The sequence below is a fragment of the Flavobacterium sp. UW10123 genome, from assembly GCF_040538975.1.
Taxonomy (GTDB): Bacteria; Bacteroidota; Bacteroidia; order Flavobacteriales; family Flavobacteriaceae; genus Flavobacterium.
In genome coordinates this window covers 83,239-103,107 of the sequence record NZ_JBEWQE010000004.1, presented here as the reverse complement: position 1 = coordinate 103,107, position 19,869 = coordinate 83,239, and the positions used below count along the sequence as shown (strand labels likewise).

At 35.4% G+C, this 19,869-nt stretch carries 19 protein-coding genes; 14 read left to right on the top strand and 5 right to left on the bottom strand.

The features are described from left to right. Positions 1 to 84: 84 nt before the first annotated feature. Positions 85 to 2,502 carry an RICIN domain-containing protein gene (locus ABXT06_RS06190; protein ID WP_354589955.1) on the top strand — a complete coding sequence of 806 codons (2,418 nt, stop codon included), beginning with the start codon at positions 85 to 87 and terminating at the stop codon, positions 2,500 to 2,502. Positions 2,503 to 2,580: 78 nt separating this feature from the next. Here the strand turns inward: ABXT06_RS06190 and ilvA are convergent, their stop codons facing one another. The 4 genes from ilvA to ABXT06_RS06170 form a co-directional block, all read right to left on the bottom strand. After that, complete coding sequence (gene ilvA / locus ABXT06_RS06185) at positions 2,581 to 3,825, bottom strand: threonine ammonia-lyase IlvA (protein WP_111364180.1); 1,245 nt, start codon at positions 3,823 to 3,825, stop codon at positions 2,581 to 2,583. Between the two features lie 271 nt (positions 3,826 to 4,096). Further along, entirely contained in the window at positions 4,097 to 4,633 is a 537-nt protein-coding gene (locus ABXT06_RS06180) for a DUF4136 domain-containing protein (RefSeq protein ID WP_260672829.1), read from the bottom strand. Positions 4,634 to 4,761: 128 nt separating this feature from the next. Beyond that, entirely contained in the window at positions 4,762 to 6,738 is a 1,977-nt protein-coding gene (gene hutU, locus ABXT06_RS06175; protein WP_354589954.1) for a urocanate hydratase, read from the bottom strand. 446 nt (positions 6,739 to 7,184) lie between these two features. Further along, positions 7,185 to 7,370, bottom strand: coding sequence for a C1orf53 family protein (locus ABXT06_RS06170; RefSeq protein ID WP_071636586.1), 186 nt, complete (start codon positions 7,368 to 7,370; stop codon positions 7,185 to 7,187). A gap of 115 nt (positions 7,371 to 7,485) precedes the next feature. On the opposite strand from ABXT06_RS06170, the gene ABXT06_RS06165 reads away from it, so the two are divergent. The 5 genes from ABXT06_RS06165 to hemL are packed head-to-tail and all read left to right on the top strand — an operon-like array spanning position 7,486 to position 11,225. After that, a complete protein-coding gene (locus tag ABXT06_RS06165) occupies positions 7,486 to 7,821 on the top strand; it encodes an FHA domain-containing protein (RefSeq protein WP_354589953.1) in 336 nt (111 codons plus the stop codon). Continuing rightward, positions 7,818 to 8,726 carry a 1-aminocyclopropane-1-carboxylate deaminase/D-cysteine desulfhydrase gene (locus tag ABXT06_RS06160; RefSeq protein ID WP_354589952.1) on the top strand — a complete coding sequence of 303 codons (909 nt, stop codon included), beginning with the start codon at positions 7,818 to 7,820 and terminating at the stop codon, positions 8,724 to 8,726. Before ABXT06_RS06165 ends, ABXT06_RS06160 begins: the two co-directional genes overlap by 4 nt. Next, on the top strand, positions 8,719 to 9,621 hold the full coding sequence (locus ABXT06_RS06155; protein WP_354589951.1) for a glucosaminidase domain-containing protein: 903 nt from the start codon (positions 8,719 to 8,721) through the stop codon (positions 9,619 to 9,621). The genes ABXT06_RS06160 and ABXT06_RS06155 overlap by 8 nt, the downstream gene beginning before the upstream one ends. 33 nt (positions 9,622 to 9,654) lie before the next feature. Then, the gene (locus tag ABXT06_RS06150) at positions 9,655 to 9,900 is read left to right on the top strand and encodes a hypothetical protein (RefSeq protein ID WP_354589950.1); all 246 of its coding nucleotides are present in this window, start codon (positions 9,655 to 9,657) and stop codon (positions 9,898 to 9,900) included. Between the two features lie 38 nt (positions 9,901 to 9,938). Beyond that, positions 9,939 to 11,225, top strand: coding sequence for a glutamate-1-semialdehyde 2,1-aminomutase (hemL, locus tag ABXT06_RS06145; RefSeq protein ID WP_354589949.1), 1,287 nt, complete (start codon positions 9,939 to 9,941; stop codon positions 11,223 to 11,225). A 46-nt stretch (positions 11,226 to 11,271) separates the two neighbouring features. Here hemL and ABXT06_RS06140 read toward each other — a convergent pair whose 3' ends face one another. Next, the gene (locus ABXT06_RS06140) at positions 11,272 to 11,712 is read right to left on the bottom strand and encodes a DUF4890 domain-containing protein (RefSeq protein WP_354589948.1); all 441 of its coding nucleotides are present in this window, start codon (positions 11,710 to 11,712) and stop codon (positions 11,272 to 11,274) included. Between the two features lie 287 nt (positions 11,713 to 11,999). Here ABXT06_RS06140 and ABXT06_RS06135 point away from each other — a divergent pair, with 287 nt between their 5' ends. The 8 genes from ABXT06_RS06135 (at position 12,000) to ABXT06_RS06100 (ending at position 19,866) form a co-directional block, all read left to right on the top strand. Beyond that, positions 12,000 to 13,469 carry an MFS transporter gene (locus ABXT06_RS06135; protein WP_354589947.1) on the top strand — a complete coding sequence of 490 codons (1,470 nt, stop codon included), beginning with the start codon at positions 12,000 to 12,002 and terminating at the stop codon, positions 13,467 to 13,469. Positions 13,470 to 13,475: 6 nt separating this feature from the next. Then, on the top strand, positions 13,476 to 14,525 hold the full coding sequence (locus ABXT06_RS06130; RefSeq protein ID WP_354589946.1) for an MFS transporter: 1,050 nt from the start codon (positions 13,476 to 13,478) through the stop codon (positions 14,523 to 14,525). Between the two features lie 85 nt (positions 14,526 to 14,610). Then, a complete protein-coding gene (locus tag ABXT06_RS06125) occupies positions 14,611 to 16,827 on the top strand; it encodes a molybdopterin oxidoreductase family protein (protein WP_354589945.1) in 2,217 nt (738 codons plus the stop codon). 18 nt (positions 16,828 to 16,845) lie between these two features. Next, on the top strand, positions 16,846 to 17,415 hold the full coding sequence (locus tag ABXT06_RS06120) for a 4Fe-4S dicluster domain-containing protein (RefSeq protein WP_201998193.1): 570 nt from the start codon (positions 16,846 to 16,848) through the stop codon (positions 17,413 to 17,415). 11 nt (positions 17,416 to 17,426) lie between these two features. Next, a complete protein-coding gene (locus ABXT06_RS06115; protein WP_354589944.1) occupies positions 17,427 to 17,936 on the top strand; it encodes a QcrA and Rieske domain-containing protein in 510 nt (169 codons plus the stop codon). An 18-nt stretch (positions 17,937 to 17,954) separates the two neighbouring features. Continuing rightward, positions 17,955 to 18,209 carry a DUF6755 family protein gene (locus ABXT06_RS06110; RefSeq protein WP_095928740.1) on the top strand — a complete coding sequence of 85 codons (255 nt, stop codon included), beginning with the start codon at positions 17,955 to 17,957 and terminating at the stop codon, positions 18,207 to 18,209. 13 nt (positions 18,210 to 18,222) lie between these two features. Further along, entirely contained in the window at positions 18,223 to 19,242 is a 1,020-nt protein-coding gene (locus ABXT06_RS06105; protein ID WP_354589943.1) for a 2-hydroxyacid dehydrogenase, read from the top strand. Between the two features lie 27 nt (positions 19,243 to 19,269). Next, complete coding sequence (locus ABXT06_RS06100; RefSeq protein WP_354589942.1) at positions 19,270 to 19,866, top strand: hypothetical protein; 597 nt, start codon at positions 19,270 to 19,272, stop codon at positions 19,864 to 19,866. The last annotated feature ends 3 nt before the right edge of the window (positions 19,867 to 19,869 follow it).

Sequence of the window (19,869 nt, the reverse complement as noted above, 5' to 3'; positions counted from 1 at the left end):
AATACTCATAATATTGTGATGTTTTAGTAAAATAAAACTGAATAAATAAGGAAAAACTAATTATCAAACCAAAACCACAAAAGAATGCACAAAACTACTCAAACACCTACAATTCGGGTAAGTAAAGCGTTGAAACTATTATGTTGCGGTACGCTTTTATTCATGAACAGCTTAAACGCTCAGACGGTAACTCCATTTATTACTTCAGGAGATCAGACTAAATTATTACAGCAACAAGCTACTGTAAGTTTCGGAACCAATTCAGGAACCAATCCTTCAACTGTAACAGTAAATGCAGGAACGACCTATCAAACTATGGACGGATTCGGTTATACACTTACTGAGAGAAGCTGCGAAGTCATTTCTGGAATGGCAGCAACTCAGCAAAACCAATTGTTGAATGATTTATACAATCCGACAACAGGATTAAATGCAAGTGTAGTTCGTATTAGTATTGCAGCTTCAGATTTAAGCAGTTCTTCTTATAGTTATAACGAAACTTCAGGAGATACCAATATGAATAATTTTAGTTTGAATGGGCCTGATTTGACTTATTTGGTTCCAATCCTTAAAAAGATTCTGTTGATTAATCCTAACATCAAAATCTTAGCAACTCCTTGGTCTGCACCACGATGGATGAAAACCAATGGCTCTTGGGTTGGAGGTTCTCTGCAAACGCAATATTATGCGGCGTATGCAAAATACTTTGTAAAATATTTTGATGCTATGAAAGCACAAGGTATTAATATTTGGGGAATTACACCGCAAAATGAACCAGAAAATCCAAACAATGAACCAAGTATGCTGATGAACTCTACAGAACAAAAGAATTTCATCAATCAACAGCTTGGACCTCAAATGGCTGCCGCTGGCTACGGAAACATCAAAATTATTGCTTTTGACCACAATTGCGATAATACAGCCTATCCGATTGATGTTTTAAATAACAGTTCTTATGTTGACGGTGCAGCATTTCACTTGTATTTAGGAAACATTTCAGCAATGTCAACGGTAAAAACTCAAACGAATAAAAACGTTTATTTTACAGAACAATACACAGGTTCGGGCGGAAGTTTTAGCGGAGATTTTGGCTGGCACATGCAAAACGTTGTTATTGGAAGTGCAAACAACTGGTCTAAAACAGTTTTAGAATGGAACGCTGCAAACAATTCAAGTCTTGGGCCTCGTACTCCCGGAGGATGTAGTACTTGTTTAGGCGCTATTACAGTTAATAGTAGTACAAGTTATACTAAAAATGTTGCTTATTATATTATTGGTCAGATTTCTAAATATGTGAAACCAGGTGCAGTAAGAATTAGTGCTTCAAGTTCTAGCGGCAGTATTTCTTCAGTTGGATTTAAAAACCCTGATGGTTCAACAGCACTTGTAATTTATAATTCAGGAGGATCATCAAATACGATAAAAGTAGTTTCAGGATCATCAGCATTTAATTATGCAGTTCCAGCATCTTCTGCGGTTACTTTTACTTGGGGAGCATCAAATCCCGTTGCGGTTACGGGAGTTAGTGTGAGTCCGACTTCTGCAACACTTACAGCGGGTCAGTCACAGCAATTGACAGCAACAGTTTCTCCTAGTAATGCTACAAATACTGCAGTAAACTGGAGCTCAAGCAATACTTCTGTTGCAACAGTAAATTCAAGCGGATTGGTTTCTGCAATTGCTGCAGGAAATGCTACAATCACTGCAACTACTGTTGATGGAGCAAAAACAGCAACGAGTGCAATTACCGTAACGGCTGGCTCGACAGGTTTTCCTGGGTATTATAACATTATTTCAAGAAACAGTAACAAAGGTTTAGATGTTGCTGATAATGCTACAACAAGCGGAAGCAGAATTCAACAGTACGATATTACAAACGGGGGAGGAAGCAACCAGCGTTGGAAATTTGTTTCTGACGGAAGTGGGAATTATTACATCATTGTAAAATCTACAGGAATGTATTTGGCGGTTGAAAATAATGGAACAGCTGACGGACTAAAAGTACAGCAGAAAACATTCTCTTCTTCAAATGAATTTAAATGGGCAGTAACAAGCCTTGGCACTGGATATTACAAAATCATAAATGTAAACAGCGGTAAATCGTTAGATGTTGAAAATGTTTCTACGGCAAATGGCGCTAATATTCAAGTTTGGGTGTATACAGGAGGTTTAAATCAGCAATGGCAATTTGTGCAAGTTGAATCTTCTACGGCAAAAAACGCTTTAGTTGCACAAACACCTGTAGTTGAGAATACAAGCTCAAATGATATGATGATTTTTGTTGATGAAGCAAATGATTCTTTGAAAATTGATACCAATCATGAGGGAGATGCCGAAGTACAAATTTTTAATATTACTGGACAGCCAGTTTTAAAGAAAAACGTAAAATTTGTAAAAGGAAATCAAGCTGAAATAGAAATATCTCGATTGCCAAAAGGCGTTTACGTTGTAAAAGTTAACGATAGTAAAGGTTCTTATTCGAAAAAAATCTTGAAGCAATAATTACATCCACAATTCAATTAGTAATTTGTATTGAATTTGAAAAGGCTGTCATCCCATCTGACAGCCTTTGTTTTTATTTTATCCAATTAATTGAGTAAACAAATCCTGATTGTCATTCAAGTATTGAAACTCAAAACCATTTTCAGTCATTTTCAACTTGATTGGCATAATATCGTTTTTGTTTTTTAATTCTAAACCAACAACAACAGAACCCACTTCGCGGCTGTTTTTCTTAGCAAACTGAAAATAAGTGATGTCGTCATCTGGTCCCAAAATATTATTGACAAACTCTTTTAATGCTCCCGGACGCTGTGGAAACTGAATCATAAAATAATGCATTAAGCCTTCGTAAAGTAAAGAACGTTCTTTTATTTCGGCAGTTCTTTCGATGTCATTATTGCTTCCGCTGACAATGCAGACTACATTTTTGCCTTTAATTTTATCTTTATAAAAATCCAAAGCAGCAATTGTTAGTGCTCCTGCTGGCTCTACTACCATTGCTTCTTCGTTATACAATCTTAAAATTGTGGTGCAAACTTTTCCTTCTGGAACCAGAATAATATCTTCAAGATTGTATCTACAGATTTCAAAAGTTTTATCGCCAACTTGTTTAACCGCTGCACCGTCTACAAATTTATCGATTGATTTTAGCGGTGTATTTTTATTTTCTTCGATTGAAGTTTTCATCGAAGGAGCGCCTTTTGGTTCAACACCGATTATTTTGGTATGTGGACTTAAATGTTTAAAAACCTCAGATAGTCCAGAAGCCAGTCCGCCGCCGCCAATTGGTACAAAAACATAATCGATAGGCTCTTTAAAACTTTCTAGAATTTCTAAACCTACAGTTCCTTGTCCGGCAATTACTTTTTCATCATCAAAAGGATGAATAAAAGTTTTGTGATTCTTGATAGCATCAGCAGTTGCAGAAGCGTAAGCATCATCAAAAGTATCTCCAGTCAAAACAATTTCAACGAACGATTTTCCAAATAACTGAACTTGTTTTACTTTTTGTTTTGGAGTGGTTTTTGGCATGTAAATTTTACCATGAATCTTTAAAAGATTGCAAGAATAGGCAACACCTTGAGCATGATTTCCTGCACTGGCGCATACAGTTCCGTTTGCTTTTTCTTTTTCGTTTAGCGAAGAAATCTTGTTATAAGCGCCTCTAATTTTATAAGAACGAACAATTTGTAAATCTTCTCTTTTTAGTAAAATAGTAGATTCAAATTCGTCTGAAAGATTCAAATTTTGCGTTAAAGGCGTTGCAGCAACTACATTTTCGAGATGCTTTTGGGCATTAAGTACTTCTTCAAATAAACTCATGGTGTTTTGTTTTTATTTTTTTTTTGCCACAGATTAAAAGGATTATAATGATTTTTAATCTGTGTGAATCTGTGAAATCTGTGGCAAAAAAATGTTCTGAACTTTTTTAAAATAAAAAACCTCCCAATTGGGAGGTTTCTATAAATTATATTTTACAAACTTATATAGCACCTCGCCATTATTGCTGAATTGCAATAATGCTAATAATAGAGATAATAATGTTGTTAAAGTTTGTCATTTTTTTTACTGATTGAAGGACAAATGTAAATAATTATTTTTTTACTGGCGGATATTGCGCTAAAATTTTGCCTACAAACTCAGCAATTTTTTCATCTTTCTTGTCGATGTTTCTGGTTAGAGTTCCAACTCCTTCACCTTGCCAAATCATTTCTTTCTTTTTAGCATCGATTAAATCAATGTATAAAGTTCCTTCAGTAGAAGTAGAAACTGTAGTCTGTCCTCCGTACATCATGTAAGGATTCCAACCCCAGCCCCAGCCATAACCCCAGCCAGCGGTAAATTGGTTTACATCTACTTGCTCTCTTGATTTAGTAAAAATGTTTACCAGCAAGTCGGGATTTTCGCTTTTTGTAAAGCCTTTGGCTTGCATTTGATCATCAATCGCGCGTAAAATTCTTCTTTTGTCTAAATCTGATATTTCAACCTTGTCAATTCCGGGCTTAAAGTAGGCGTACGTTTTATAAGGCGTAAAATCGACAGTTTTGTCATAATCAGAATAAACGGTCACAGTGCTGCAAGAAGCAAATACAAACAGCAGTAAAAACGGAATTAACTTTAGTGTTTTCATATTTCTAAGAATTAAATGTTCTTGTTTTAAGTTTGTCAGGCTGAGCGGAGTCGAAGCCTTTTCGTTTTTATAAGCCTTCGACTTCGCTCAGGATGACATTACGGTTATTTTAAAATTTTATACAAACTTTAAATTAAACTTTCATCAACCAAATTTGGCAGCGTAACTTTTAGTAACGGCTCAACTTCCATTGCTCTTTTTATAGCAAAAACAGCACCTTCATTTCTTGCCCAGCTTCTTCTTGAAATTCCGTTGTTAACATCCCAGAAAAGCATTGAAGCTAAACGCTTTGAAGCCTCTGTAGAACCATCAAGAACCATACCAAATCCGCCATTTATAACCTCTCCCCAGCCAACGCCGCCACCGTTATGAATTGATACCCAGGTTGCTCCTCTAAAGCTGTCGCCAATTACATTATGAATGGCCATATCGGCAGTAAAACGAGATCCGTCATAAATATTAGAGGTTTCTCTGTAAGGAGAATCGGTTCCAGAAACGTCATGATGATCACGCCCTAAAACCACAGCGCCAATTTCGCCTTTTGCAATAGCCTGATTAAAAGCTTTAGCGATTTTAATTCGTCCTTCGGCATCAGCATATAAAATTCGAGCTTGAGATCCTACAACCAATTTGTTTTCTTGCGCACCTTTAATCCATTTAATATTATCCTGCATTTGCTGCTGAATTTCATTTGGAGCAGTTTCAGCCATTTTTTCTAAAACTTCACAAGCAATTGCATCTGTTTTTAGCAAATCTTCTGGTTTCCCTGAAGTACAAACCCATCTGAAAGGACCAAATCCGTAATCAAAACACATTGGTCCCATGATATCCTGAACGTAACTCGGATATTTAAAATCGATATTATTCTCTGCCATTACATCTGCACCTGCACGAGAAGCTTCCAATAAAAAGGCATTTCCATAATCAAAAAAATAAGTTCCTTTTGCGGTGTGTTTGTTGATTGCTGCTGCATGACGACGTAAAGTTTCCTTAACTTTTTCTTTGAATAATTCTGGATTATTTGCCATCAAATCATTTGCTTCTTCAAAAGAAATTCCAACTGGATAATAACCTCCAGCCCACGGATTATGAAGTGAAGTCTGATCTGAACCTAAATCAATTTTGATATTTTCCTGATCAAAACGTTCCCAAACATCAACTACATTTCCTAAGTAAGCAATTGAAACGGTTTCTTTATTTGCTTTCGCTAAAGCAACTCTGGCAACCAATTCGTCAGTAGAAGTTACGACTTCATTAATCCATCCCTGTTCGTGACGGATTTTAGTAATCTTCGGATTTACCTCAGCACAAACTGTGATGCAACCAGCAATATTTCCTGCTTTTGGCTGAGCGCCAGACATTCCGCCAAGTCCAGAAGTTACGAATAAACTTCCTTCTGGATTTTGTTTTATTTTTCTAAAACCATTTAAAACTGTAATGGTTGTTCCGTGTACAATTCCTTGCGGGCCAATATACATATAACTTCCCGCTGTCATTTGTCCGTATTGAGAAACACCAAGTGCATTCATTTTTTCCCAATCGTCAGGTTTAGAATAATTCGGGATGACCATTCCGTTTGTCACCACAACTCTTGGCGCTTCTTTATGAGAAGGAAATAATCCCATTGGGTGACCCGAATACATCGTTAAAGTTTGCTCATCTGTCATTTCAGACAAATACTGCATTGTTAATAAATATTGAGCCCAGTTTTGGAAAACCGCTCCATTTCCTCCGTAGGTAATCAATTCATGAGGATGTTGCGCCACAGCATAATCCAGATTGTTTTGAATCATATGCATAATCGCTTTTGCCTGCAATGATTTCCCTGGATATTCATCAATTGGTCTTGCGTACATTCTGTAATCTGGACGAAGACGATACATATAAATACGTCCGTAAGTTTCTAATTCTTCTGAAAATTCAGGAAGTAGTTCGGCGTGGTGTTTTGGATCAAAATAACGTAAAGCATTTTTCAATGCCAGCTTTTTTTCTTCCGCCGAAAGAATTTCTTTTCGTTTCGGAGCATGATTAATAGCTGGATCGTATGCCTGCTTTGATGGTAATATAGAAGGTATTCCTTGTTGTATTTGTTCTTTGAAAGTCATTTTTTTAAGATTCTAAGGTGCTGAGGATCTAAGATGCTAAGGTATCGCGGCTAGATTAACAGCAGATTAATTTTTTGTTTTTTTGATTATGTCGCCCCGCTGGGGCTTAAATGTGACAAACGGTAAAATGGTTTCTATAAATATGTCGCTCCTCGCGGAGCTTTATTAAATATAAAAATATCAAATGTAAAGCCTTGGAAAGGCGGAATATTTATAGAAAATAATAATAACCCAATGCAAAAGCGGAGCGAAATAGCTATTAGTGAAATAATTGATTTTTAAATTATCTAATTTTCAAATTGCCACATTGCCACATTTTCTAATTAAAAAAACTAGGGATAACGGATATCCGACCTGTGATAGGACTTGTGGATTTTAATCCTGAATTTTCGTGAATGGATATCCATATTATATTTTAAATTATTGATTTTAGATTTTAGAATTATCTAATTTGTCTTCTTTCTTATCTCTCCTGTTCGTTTATCAAATCCGTACGGACAATGACGGCAACCACTTTTACAGCAGTAACCGCGTTTTAGATGATGTTTTTCAGTAAAGCATTTATAACCTTCGGGCGTATAGTAAAAATCTTCTCCTTCGATTAATTTATTTTCATTACTTTGTTCTTTCATAAACCTGCTTCACGTTCTTTTTCGAATAATTAAAAATCAAAAATAAAAATATTTGATTATGATTTTATTGAAATCGAACAATTTTATAGCTACAAATTTATAAATTTTACAGCCAATGTTTCTGATTGTTGTCAAATATTTAATTCCGAAAGGTTATCGAGGAATGGCTGTATTTCCGTTTGTTTTGATAAAATATGATTTTGATAAAGCAAATGGAGTTTTTGTCAATCATGAAAAAATACATTTGAGGCAACAGTTGGAAATGCTGATTCTACCATTTTTTATTTGGTATGTATTAGAGTTCTTAATTCGTTTAATTCAATATAGAAACAAAGATTTAGCATATAGAAATATTAGTTTTGAAAGAGAAGCTTACGCAAAAGAAACCGATTTTAATTATCTCAAAAAAAGATCTTTTTTTCAATTTCTGCATTATATCAAATTAAAATGAATCCAGTTTTCAATCAAAATATAAACATCGATTTTCCGAATGATATTTCTTTGACTATTAAGCGAGAAGATTTAATTCATCCTTTCGTTTCAGGAAATAAATTCAGAAAGCTGAAATACAATTTACTTCAGGCGAAAGCCGAAAATAAAGACACTTTACTGACTTTTGGAGGAGCATTTTCCAACCATATCGCAGCGGTGGCTTATGCAGGAAAAGAGCAGGGATTTAAGACAATTGGAATAATTCGCGGAGACGAACTTTCCGATAAAATTGAAGAAAATCCAACGCTTAAATTTGCGCAGCAAAACGGAATGCAGTTTGAATTTGTTTCGAGAGAAGACTATCGATTAAAAAGTGAAGCATCTTTTATAGAAAAACTCAAAGATAAGTTTGGCGATTTTTATTTGGTTCCAGAAGGCGGAACAAATGAACTCGCTGTAAAAGGTTGCGAAGAAATTTTGACAGGCGAAGATTCAGTTTTTGATTACGTTTGCTGTGCAGTTGGAACAGGCGGAACAATTTCGGGATTAATTAATAATTCGCTGTCAAATCAGAAAATTTTGGGCTTTCCAGCGTTAAAAGGTAACTTTTTAACCGATGAAATTCGTATTTTTGCAAAAAAAGATAACTGGAATTTAATTTCTGACTATCATTTTGGAGGTTATGGCAAGATAAACTTAGAATTAATTGAATTTGTTAATTCTTTTTTCGAAAAGACAAAAGTGCCCTTAGATCCAATTTATACAGGAAAGATGGTTTTTGGCGTTATAGATTTAATCAGCAAAAATTATTTTCCTGCACATTCAAAAATTTTACTCATTCACACAGGCGGATTGCAGGGAATTGACGGAATGAATATAAAGTTGAAGCAGAAGAAATTACCAATACTCAAAACCAATGATTAAAAAAATTGTATTACTTCTCGTAATATTAGCTTTAGCAAGCTGCTCTTCTAGTAAGCCTGCCATCGCGACGACTAAAAAAGCGGCAGCTGTTCAAACTAGAACGGCGGCAACAAAAAGAGGCACTCCCGCTAAACCAATCGGTAAAAATTATCCTTCTACAAATAACACAACTGAGGTTATTCAATCTACATCAAAAACAGTTGTTACCAGCGATTTAATTAATAATTATGTATTGCAGTACAAAGAAATTGCAATGGGAAACATGAAAACTTACGGAATTCCTGCAAGTATTATTTTGGCGCAGGGAATTTTAGAATCTGGTGCAGGAAGAGGAGATTTAGCTGTAGATGCTAATAATCATTTTGGAATAAAATGTCATAATGATTGGTTGGGAGAAAGTGTTCGCCACGACGATGACTCGGCTCAAGAATGTTTTAGAAAATATCCTCAGGCATCAGAATCGTATAGAGATCACGCTTTATTTTTGGTTGGAAAAAAACGATACGCTAGCTTATTCACTTACGAAAAAGACGATTACAAAGCTTGGGCAAAAGGACTTAGAGCTTGCGGATACGCGACAGATCCAAAATATCCTGATAAATTGATCAGTTATATTGAACGCTACAATCTGCATCAGTACGATTGTCAGGTTACAGGAAGAAATTATGTGCCAATAAATACTTCGACGGCTCCGCCAAAAAAATCATCTTATGATGTCGCTTCTGATCCAAAGATCAATATGAATCAATACGATCCGAATACGTATGAGGTTCAAAAAGGAGATACGCTTTATTCGATTTCAAAGAAATTCAATTTATTGGTTGAAGATTTAAAAAAGAAAAATAATCTGATAGATAATGCGATTTCGATTGGGCAGAGGTTGAAAGTGAAATAATAATAATGGTTAGTTGTTAATTATAAATTATGAATGAAAAGGAAAACCGTAATTTTTATTTTAATAATTGTAGTAGCTGTTAGACTTTTTTGTGGAGTTTATGCACATGATGAATTTGGAGGGACAAATTTTTTCATAAAACATCGACCAACTTGGAAATGGAGTTTTTATTCACCATTTGGAATGTCAGATAAAAAAATGGAAGATCTTTCAAAAGAAGAACAAATAGAACAAAAATATTTCAATGAGTTTGTTTTAGATCAAGGTTTAAGTCGATAAATTAAATCTAAAATCTAAACTCAAAAATCTAAAATTAAATGTTATATAAAAGAAGTAGTCAGCTTTTTGCTGAAGCAGAAAAAGTAATTCCGGGAGGAGTAAATTCACCAGTAAGAGCGTTTAAAGCCGTTGGCGGAACTCCGATTTTTGTAAAAAGTGCCAAAGGCGCGTATTTATATGATGAAGACGGAAATAAATTAATAGATTATATCAACTCTTGGGGACCAATGGTTTTGGGTCACGCTTATCAGCCAGTTGTTGATGCTGTAATCGAAAAAGCAAAATTGGGTACTTCATTCGGAATGCCAACAGAATTGGAAACTGAAATTGCAGCTTTAGCTGTTTCTATGGTTCCGAATATTGATAAAATACGTTTTGTAAATTCTGGTACAGAAGCTTGTATGAGCGCGATTCGTCTAGCTCGCGGATTTACAAAAAGAGATAAAATCATCAAATTTGCTGGCTGTTACCACGGACATTCTGATTCATTTTTGATTCAAGCAGGAAGTGGCGCAGTAACTTTTGGATCACCAAATAGTCCTGGAGTTACAGAGGGAACTGCAAAAGATACTTTGTTAGCCAAATACAATGATTTAGAGAATGTAAAAACTCTAGTAGAAGCCAATAAAGGAGAAATTGCAGCCATTATTATTGAGGCGGTTGCTGGAAATATGGGATGTATTGTACCTAAAGAAGGTTTCTTACAAGGTTTAAGAGACTTGTGTACTACAAACGGAATCTTATTGATTTTTGATGAGGTAATGACAGGTTTCCGTTTAGCTCGTGGTGGAGTTCAAGAATTGTATGGAATTGATGCTGATATCGTAACTTTCGGAAAAGTAATCGGCGGCGGACTTCCAGTTGGAGCTTTTGCTGCACGTGAAGAAATTATGAACTATTTAGCGCCTCTTGGACCAGTTTACCAAGCAGGAACATTATCAGGAAATCCGTTAGCAATGGCAGCGGGATATGCAATGTTAAAAGCTTTAGACAGCGACAGAGAAATTTTTACTCGTTTAGAAGAAAAAACAGCTTATTTAGAAGCAGGAATCGATAGAGTTTTAAAAGCGAATAATGTTGTGTTTACAATCAACAGAGTTGGTTCTATGATTTCTGTTCATTTTGATGCAAATCCGGTTACTGATTTTCAAACGGCTGCAAAAGGAGACAACGAAACGTTTAAGAAATTCTTCCATGGATTATTGCAAGAAGGTGTTTATATCGCGCCATCTGCATACGAAACGTGGTTTATTACAGATGCCTTAACGTACGAGGATTTAGATTTCACAATCAATGCGATCGATAAAGTTTCGAAAACATTTTAAATAACAAAAAAGAGGCTTCATAAGCCTCTTTTTTTTATGCATCAAATTAGATTTTATCTTTTTGGCGCTCTTTCATTTTATCCCTCATTTTGTCTTTTTTCTCTTCTTGGAGGGCTTTCCATTTTGTGTATTGATCTGCTTTTAAGATCGATTTCATTTTAGCATCATTTGCTGCGACTTCGTCTTCCATTTGTTTTTTGAAAGCCGCTTTTTCTTCAGCAGTTGGTTTTGTGTTACTGTCTTTTTTTTCTTTTCTAGCTTCTCTAATTTTTTCGGCTTTTGCGCTTCTATCTGCTAAAAGCTGTTTTACTTGTGCTTGCTGACTAGCATCTAAATTTAATTCTGTGGTCAATTTTTGAAGCTGTTTCTCATTACGCTGTTCTGGAGTCATTCTTTCTCTTTGCTCACGCGCTGGTTTTTGATCCATGTCTTGTGCAAAACTCGTTACTCCAACAAATAACATAGCTGCGATAAATAATTTTTTCATATTCAAGTTTTTTAATTGTTTTTCAGATTAGACTTTATTAATTAAAACTGGTTTAATCAATCTTTTAAAATTGTGTTTTATTTAACAGATTGATTTTCAGTTTTTTTTGAAGAATGATTTTAAATAAGATTATTATAACGCTAAATGTTTGGCTATAAGTGTTTTGCTTTGAATATTTTTTTTAACTTTAGTAAACTATTGCTTTTCTGTTGTTTATGAAAAGCAATTCCCATGATTCCCATATTTCAGTAATAGATTTTCAAAAACACAATTTAATACTTTATTCTATGGCAGATCTTTCCCAAGCACACCGCATCCTTTTTTTAAACACTTTGGCATTTGCAATCTGTTTTGCATGCTGGACACTCAACGGAGTATTGGTTACTTTTTTAGTTGATAAGGAAATTTTTAACTGGAGCGTCGTACAAATTGGCTGGCTTTTGGGAATTCCTGTTCTTACGGGATCAATTATGAGATTGCCAATGGGAATTTTAACCGATAAGTTTGGTGGCAAAATTGTACATTCTGCTTTATTGATTTTGGCTTCAATTCCGTTATTTCTTTTGCCATTTGCGACTTCTTTTACTGTTTTTGCCATCCTAAGTTTCTTATTCGGAATGGTAGGAACCAGTTTTGCTGTAGGAGTAGCTTCAACTTCTGTCTGGTATCCTAAAGAATGGCAGGGAAGAGCTTTGGGAATTTTCGGAATGGGGACAGCAGGAGCTTCTATCACGCCTTTTTTAGCACCTTCACTTTTGAGCACATTCTCAGAAAGCGATCCAGAAAATGGATGGAAATGGCTTCCTGTCCTTTATGGTTCAGCTTTATTATTGATGGGAATTGTATTTCTGATTTTCGCCAAAAACAAAAAAAGCGAAGCACAATCCAAAACGGTAAAACAATTATTACAGCCTTTAAAGAGTGTTCGTGTCTGGCGTTTCGGAACATACTATTTCTTAGTGTTTGGTTCGTTTGTGACTTTCTCGCAATGGCTTCTGCCAAATTTTATGAATGTCTATCACACAACTTTAGTTTTAGGCGGAATTTTTACTTCTTGCTTTAGTTTACCTGCGGGTGTCGTACGTGCTTTTGGAGGTTTTTTGTCGGATAAATTCGGAGCTAGAAAAGTAATGTACTGGGTTTTGAGCTCTTCGGTCGTATTAAGCTTCTTATTATTGTTTCCAAAAATGGATATAACGACTTCAGGAAGCGGTCTTTTAGCGAGTAAAGCAGGAACTGTTACAGCAGTTTCGCCTGATAAAATAGTGGTTGATGGTAAAGAATATGATATAAGTCAGAAAGATGAAAGTCAGCCGCATTCTAAGTTTTTTCCATCCAAAAAAACATGGCAGGAAGTTGTAGTAGCAGAAAATCAAAAAATACAGAAAAAAGATTTATTGGCAGAAGGAATTACACAAATTCATTTTGAAGCCAATATGTGGGTGTATTTAGTTTTGGTAATTCTAATAGGAATTTCGTGGGGAATTGGTTCTGCAGCTGTTTACAAACATATACCAGATTATTTTCCCAATGAAGTAGGTGTAATTGGCGGAATGGTCGGACTCTTAGGTGGTTTAGGCGGATTCTTCGGACCAATTATTTTCGGGTATTTATTATCATTTACCGGATTCTGGACAAGCTCTTGGCTTTTTATTTTAGCATTATCTCTGACTTGTTTAATCTGGATGCACCGTGTAATTGTGAAAATGACAAAAGAAAGATTGCCTGAAATGGCTAAAGATATTGATCGAAAATAATCTGTCATGAAAGAAAAAACATTTAATACGAAAGCTTTATTAATTGCAACGGCAGCTTCGGTTTTTATGGTCGTATTGGTTTTCTATGGATCAAGAAAACTGCAAAATTTTGATGCGGCTTTGGTTACCTATCTGTTCGGAACTCTGTTTGCATTTTTCGGAGTTGTGTATCGCTATACGGTTTGGTTGCAACGACCGCCAACTTGGATGTATTTCAAGCGCGGAATTCATTTTCTCTTTACAGGAAAAGTATTTTCGCATTTGTGGTTTTTAGGAAAAGAATCTGTTCAGAATATTGCTTTTCAGAAGTTTATTTATCCAAGAGGTAAATACAGATGGCTGGCTCATTTTTGTATTGCAATTGGCTGTTTTTCTGCTTTTGCAATTACTTTTCCGCTCACATTTGGATGGATTAACTTTACATTGGCTCCAAATTCTATTTCAGTTTACGAAGCTCATTTTTTTGGTTTTAAAGTAATGGATTTCAGATTGGATTCAATCATGGCATTTTTGACTTTCCATGCCTTAAACTGGTCTTCTTATCTGGTTATTTTTGGTTCACTTTATTATTTAAGAAGACGTTTAACCAATCCTGGATTAATTGCCACACAGACTTTTGAAGGCGATTTACTGCCACTTCTTTTATTAATTGCAATTTCTGTTACGGGTTTGTGCCTGACTTATTCTTATCAATTCATGAAAGGATTTGCGTATGATTTTCTCGCAGTAGTTCATGCCGTAACAGTTATTATGTTTTTAATATGGATTCCGTTTGGAAAATTCTTCCATATTATTCAGCGACCTGCTCAGATTGGTGCGCACATTTACAAAAAAGAAGGAATGAAAAAAGGAATGGCAATCTGTAAAGAAACAGGAAAACCATTTACGACACAACTTCATATCGATGATTTAAAAATAGTAACTAAACAATTAGGTTTTGACTTTAGTGATGATGAAGGAAATTCACACTTGGATTTAAGTCCCGAAGGAAAACGAGATCGTTTGGCGAAAGCGCATTTAAAAGCAAGAATCGAAGGCGGAAATTTATTTGGATAAAATTATAGTTTCAAGTTTAAGATTTCAAGTTTCGTCGCAGAACGTGAAACATGAAACAAGAAACCAAAAAATAACAAAAAAAATCATGGCAAAACTACCTGTATCAACTGAAAAAATAATTGAAGCATTTGGTCCGCATCTGAATTATACGCCAAAAGAAGGATATTCAGGGCGCGATGAACCAGATAAAATGGTCAAAACGCATTGCTGTTTCTGTGGCATGCAGTGCGGAATTCAATTATCTGTAAAAGACAATAAAGTGGTTGGTTTTGAACCTTGGATGGAATTTCCGTTCAACGAAGGTCGTTTGTGTCCAAAAGGTGTTCAGCGTTATATGCAGAACAATCATCCCGACCGATTATTGCATCCAATAAAAAGGGTAGAAGGTAAAGGTTTTGAACAAACGACTTGGGATGAAGCTATGGATAAAACCGTTTCTGAAATCAAAAGAATTCAGGAGAAATATGGTAAACATGCATTTTCGATGTTATCTGGAGTTTCGCTTACTAACGAAAAAAGCTATTTGGTCGGAAAATTTGCGAGAGTAGCTTTAAAAACAAGAAATTTAGATTACAACGGACGCCTTTGCATGGTAAGTGCGGGCGCTGGAAATAAAAAAGCATTTGGTTTAGATCGGGCTTCAAACAATTATTCTGATTTAGAATATGCTGAAGTCATTATTGTTGCTGGAGCGAATATTAGTGAGACGTTTCCAACATTAACCCATTGGATTTGGAAAGCCAGAGATCGCGGCGCTAAATTAATTGTTGTCGACCCACGAGTTATTCCATTGGCAAGAACTGCTGATGTTCATTTGGATGTACGACCAGGAACCGATTCGGCTTTATATGGAGCAATGTTGAAATATCTCGTAGATCACGATATGCTGGATCATGATTTTATTGATAATCATACTTCAGGATTTCAGGAAACGATTGATGCTGTAAAGGATTATACTTTAGAATGGGCAGAAGAGATTACAGGAATTTCAAAAGAAAAAATTAAAGAAGCAGCTGAATTATGGGGAAAAGCAAAAACGAGCTTTTTACTCCACGCAAGAGGAATAGAACATCATTCTAAAGGTGTTGATAATGTAATCGGATGCATTAATCTGGTTTTGGCAACAGGAAGAATTGGAAGACCCTATTGCGGTTACGGAACCATTACCGGACAAGGAAACGGTCAGGGCGGAAGAGAGCACGGTCATAAATGCGATCAATTGCCTGGAAATCGTGATATCGAAAATATGGATCATCGAAAATACATTGCTGATGTCTGGAAAATAAAAGAAGAAGATATGCCTCACAAAGGTATTACAGCCTATGAAATTATCGAAGCCATTCATAGCGGTGAAATAAAGGGATTGATTTCGATTTGTTTTAATCCGTTAGTGTCTTTGCCGAATAATAATTATGTGCGTTCTGCTCTTGAAAAATTAGAGTTTTATGTGGCAATAGATTTCTTTTTGAATGAAACAGCACGTCATGCTGACATTGTTTTAGCAGGTTCTTTGCAGGAAGAAGAGGAGGGAACGACTACTTCAGCTGAAGGACGTGTCATCCGAATTCGCCAAGCTGTAACTCCTCCAGGCGATGCGAGAACAGACACTTCAATATTATTAGAATTGGCTAAAAGATTAGGGGAAGAAGAAAGATTTACTTACGCAAATAGCGAAGCCATTTTTAATGAACTACGTGTCGCTTCAAAAGGAGGAACAGCCGATTACAACGGAATAACTTATAAAAAAGTAGAAGACAATATGGGCGTTTTCTGGCCATGTCCAACCGAAGATCATCCTGGAACGCCAAGATTATGGGAAGATAAAAAGTTTGCAACTCCAGACGGAAAAGCACATTTTAATCCTGCTCCTTATAAACTGCCTGGTGAGGTTACAGATGAAGAATATCCAATAACATTAACAACTGGCCGTGTCGTTTCTCAATATTTAAGCGGAACGCAAACTAGAAGAATAGGAAAACTAGTAGATCAGTTTCCTGAACCTTTACTGGAAATTCACCCAGAAATGGCTCAGAAATATAATATTCAGCAAAGAGAATTAGTAAAAGTTTCAACCCGAAGAGGAGAAGGTGTTTTCCCAGCCAATATTGTAGAAACCATTCGAAAAGATACTGTTTTTATTCCGTATCACTGGCCGGGGAAAAAATCAGCCAATCAGTTAACGCCTGGAACATTAGATCCTATTTCAAAAATTCCAGAGTTCAAAGTTTGTGCATGTAAGTTGGAACCTTTGGGAGAAATAGAAAATTCATCAGACAAATCAAATGCTTATGCAAGTGTTTAATCTATAAAAACAAGAATTATGAATTTAACTAATTATAATAAAAACGAAGAGTTTTTTGTAGACTTACAAAGATGCATAGGCTGTAAAGCGTGCGAAATGGCGTGTTCGGAATGTGAAACAAATGGTCAGGAATCGATGATTCATGTTAATTACGTCGAGCGTGCCGTGACGATTCAAACTACAGTGCAAGTTTGCATGCATTGCGAAGATCCAGTTTGTGCTAATGTCTGTCCTGCCGATGCTATTTCGCAAGACGAATTTGGAGTAGTTCATACCGCAAATACAGAACGCTGCATAGGATGCTCTAATTGCGTAATGGCCTGTCCGTTTGGAGTTCCGAAGAAAATGGAAGAATACGATTTAATGATGAAATGCAATATGTGTTATGACAGAACAAGCGTTGGTAAAAAGCCAATGTGCGCTACAGTTTGCCCAAGTGGTGCACTGTTTTATGGAACCCGCGCTCAGATCGAAGAAATGCGTCCAAACAGCACTCCTGTAAATTCATTTGTTTTCGGGAAAGAGCGTGTAAACACAAAAGTGAATATCATGATGCCAAAAGGAAGCAGCGAATTACGAATATTCTAAATCTAAAATCCATGTCTAAAGAAGATAATTTAAAAGAAAACTGGAAGAAAGATTTTCCATATAAAAAGCAAGAATCGACACAAGTCAGCCGACGTGATTTTGCCAAATTCCTTACACTCGTTTCTGGAGGTTTAATGGTTGGAAGCGGATTGGTTGCAGCAAAAGCTTATTTATTGCCTAGCGAAGAAGTTGTTGGAGAACATTTTGTGTGTGAAATAAAAGATATTCCGTTAGGCGGGACAAGAGGTTTTGTGATTGAAGGAAGTACCATTCCGTACATTTTGGTGCATTTAGAAAGTGGCATGTTTCGAGCTTACGAACAAAAATGCACTCATCTTTCTTGTGCCGTTTATTACAAACCGGGAACAGGAATTATTCATTGTCCTTGTCATGAAGGTTCTTTTGATGCTTTGACAGGAGACGTAATTGCGGGACCTCCGCCAAGAGCATTGCCTCAGTTAGAAGTAGTTTTAAAAGGAGAAAAGATTTTTGTAAAAGCTTTTGAAAATAAAGCGAGTTAATTGTTTAAGAAATATATTATGAGTACATTTAGAAAAAGCCAAAATCAGGCAAATCCAAATAAGTTGAATGTTATTCTGTCTACTTTAATATTTGTTTTAATCTTAAATGTAAGCATCCAGATTTGGTTATTGTATGCCGCTTTAAACAATGCATTAGACAACAATAAAGAAATTTTAATTCCTGCTTTTATAGGTTCGCTTATTTTATTTTTAATTGGTTTTGGATGGCTGTATTATCTGCCAAAAGGGAATTTTCGAAATAACAAAACATAAATAATTTAATATTATGAGCTCAAATCTTGTTGCAAATAAAATAGCTTTTTTCTCGACTCAGCCTTACGATAAAACGTTTTTCTATAAATACAATGAAGATTTTGGCTTTCAATTGGATTTTTTTGAAACCCAATTAAATCCTCAGACTGTCGCTTTAATTGAAGAATGCGAGATTGTTTGTGTTTTTGTAAATGATATTGTTAACGAAACTGTCATTAAACAATTAGCCGAAAAGAAAGTAAAAATAATTGCCTTACGTTGCGCTGGATTTAATAACGTCGATTTGGAAGCAGCGAAGAACCACAACATAAAAGTTTGCCGTGTTCCCGCATATTCTCCGCAAGCAGTTGCCGAACATGCCATGGCAATGATTTTAACTTTAAATAGGAAAACACACAAAGCCTACAATAGAGTTCGCGAGCAGAATTTTTCTTTAAACGGATTATTAGGTTTCGATTTATTCGGAAAAACAATCGGAATTATTGGAACTGGAAATATCGGAAAAGCATTTTCTAAAATTGCATTAGGTTTTGGCTGTAAAGTTTTGGCTTATGATATTGTCGAAAATGAAGAAATGAAAAAAGACGGTGTTTCTTTTGTTGGCTTAGAGGAGATTTTTAAATCAAGCGATATTATTTCGCTTCATTGTCCGCTGAATGAACAAACAAAACATGTTATCAATACCACTTCTATTTCTTTCATGAAAGACAGCGTTATGATTATTAATACAAGCCGTGGCGGATTAATTGAAACTTCGAGCGTAATCGAAGGATTAAAGGAAGGTAAAATTGGCTATTTAGGAATTGACGTTTACGAACAGGAAGAAAAATTGTTCTTTAGAGATCTTTCTGCAGACATTATTCAAGATGATGCTATTCAACGTTTAATGAGCTTTCCAAATGTTTTGGTAACGGCGCATCAGGCGTTTTTCACCAATGAAGCTTTAACGCAAATTGCTTTGGTAACTTTCAATAATATAAAATCATTGTTAACGCAAAACGACATTGAAAATAAAGCGGCATTGTTAGTGTAAATTATAATGAATTTAAAATATCAGATTATGAAAAATAAGATTTTGATTCTAATTGGAATTCTGATATTAAGTTCTTGTCAGAATAAAGACAATTCGAAAAATATTGTGAAAACAATTGTTCAAGACACATTGTCTAAAACACTTGGAGGAACAGCAGATTTGAGTGAAGTTGCTTCAAAAGAAGATAAAGCAGTCGAATTAATTCGCAAGCAATTGCTCCTTTTATTAAAGCAAGATATTCCTGCCATGACAAAAGATGACCGTTATTTTTATTACGATGCTTTCGATTTAAATAATGACAAGAAAAACGAATATTTTGTTGGTTTCTCTAGTTCTTATTTCTGCGGAAGCGGAGGCTGTTCGGGATATATTTTGAAAAATGACGGAAGTGTAATAAATCGTTTCACCATAACCGATTTTCCAATCTATGTAACCACTTCAGTAACTGAAAAATTTTACGATCTCATATTTGAAAGCGGAGGAAAATTTCATCTCTTAAAAATGAAAGGTGGAAAATATCCGTCCAATCCATCTGTTCAAGGAGTTATAAAAGGTGATGTTCCAAAAGAAAGTACAAAGGTTTTGGATATTCAAGGAGAGAAATTGGAGAAGTATTCGTTTTGATCA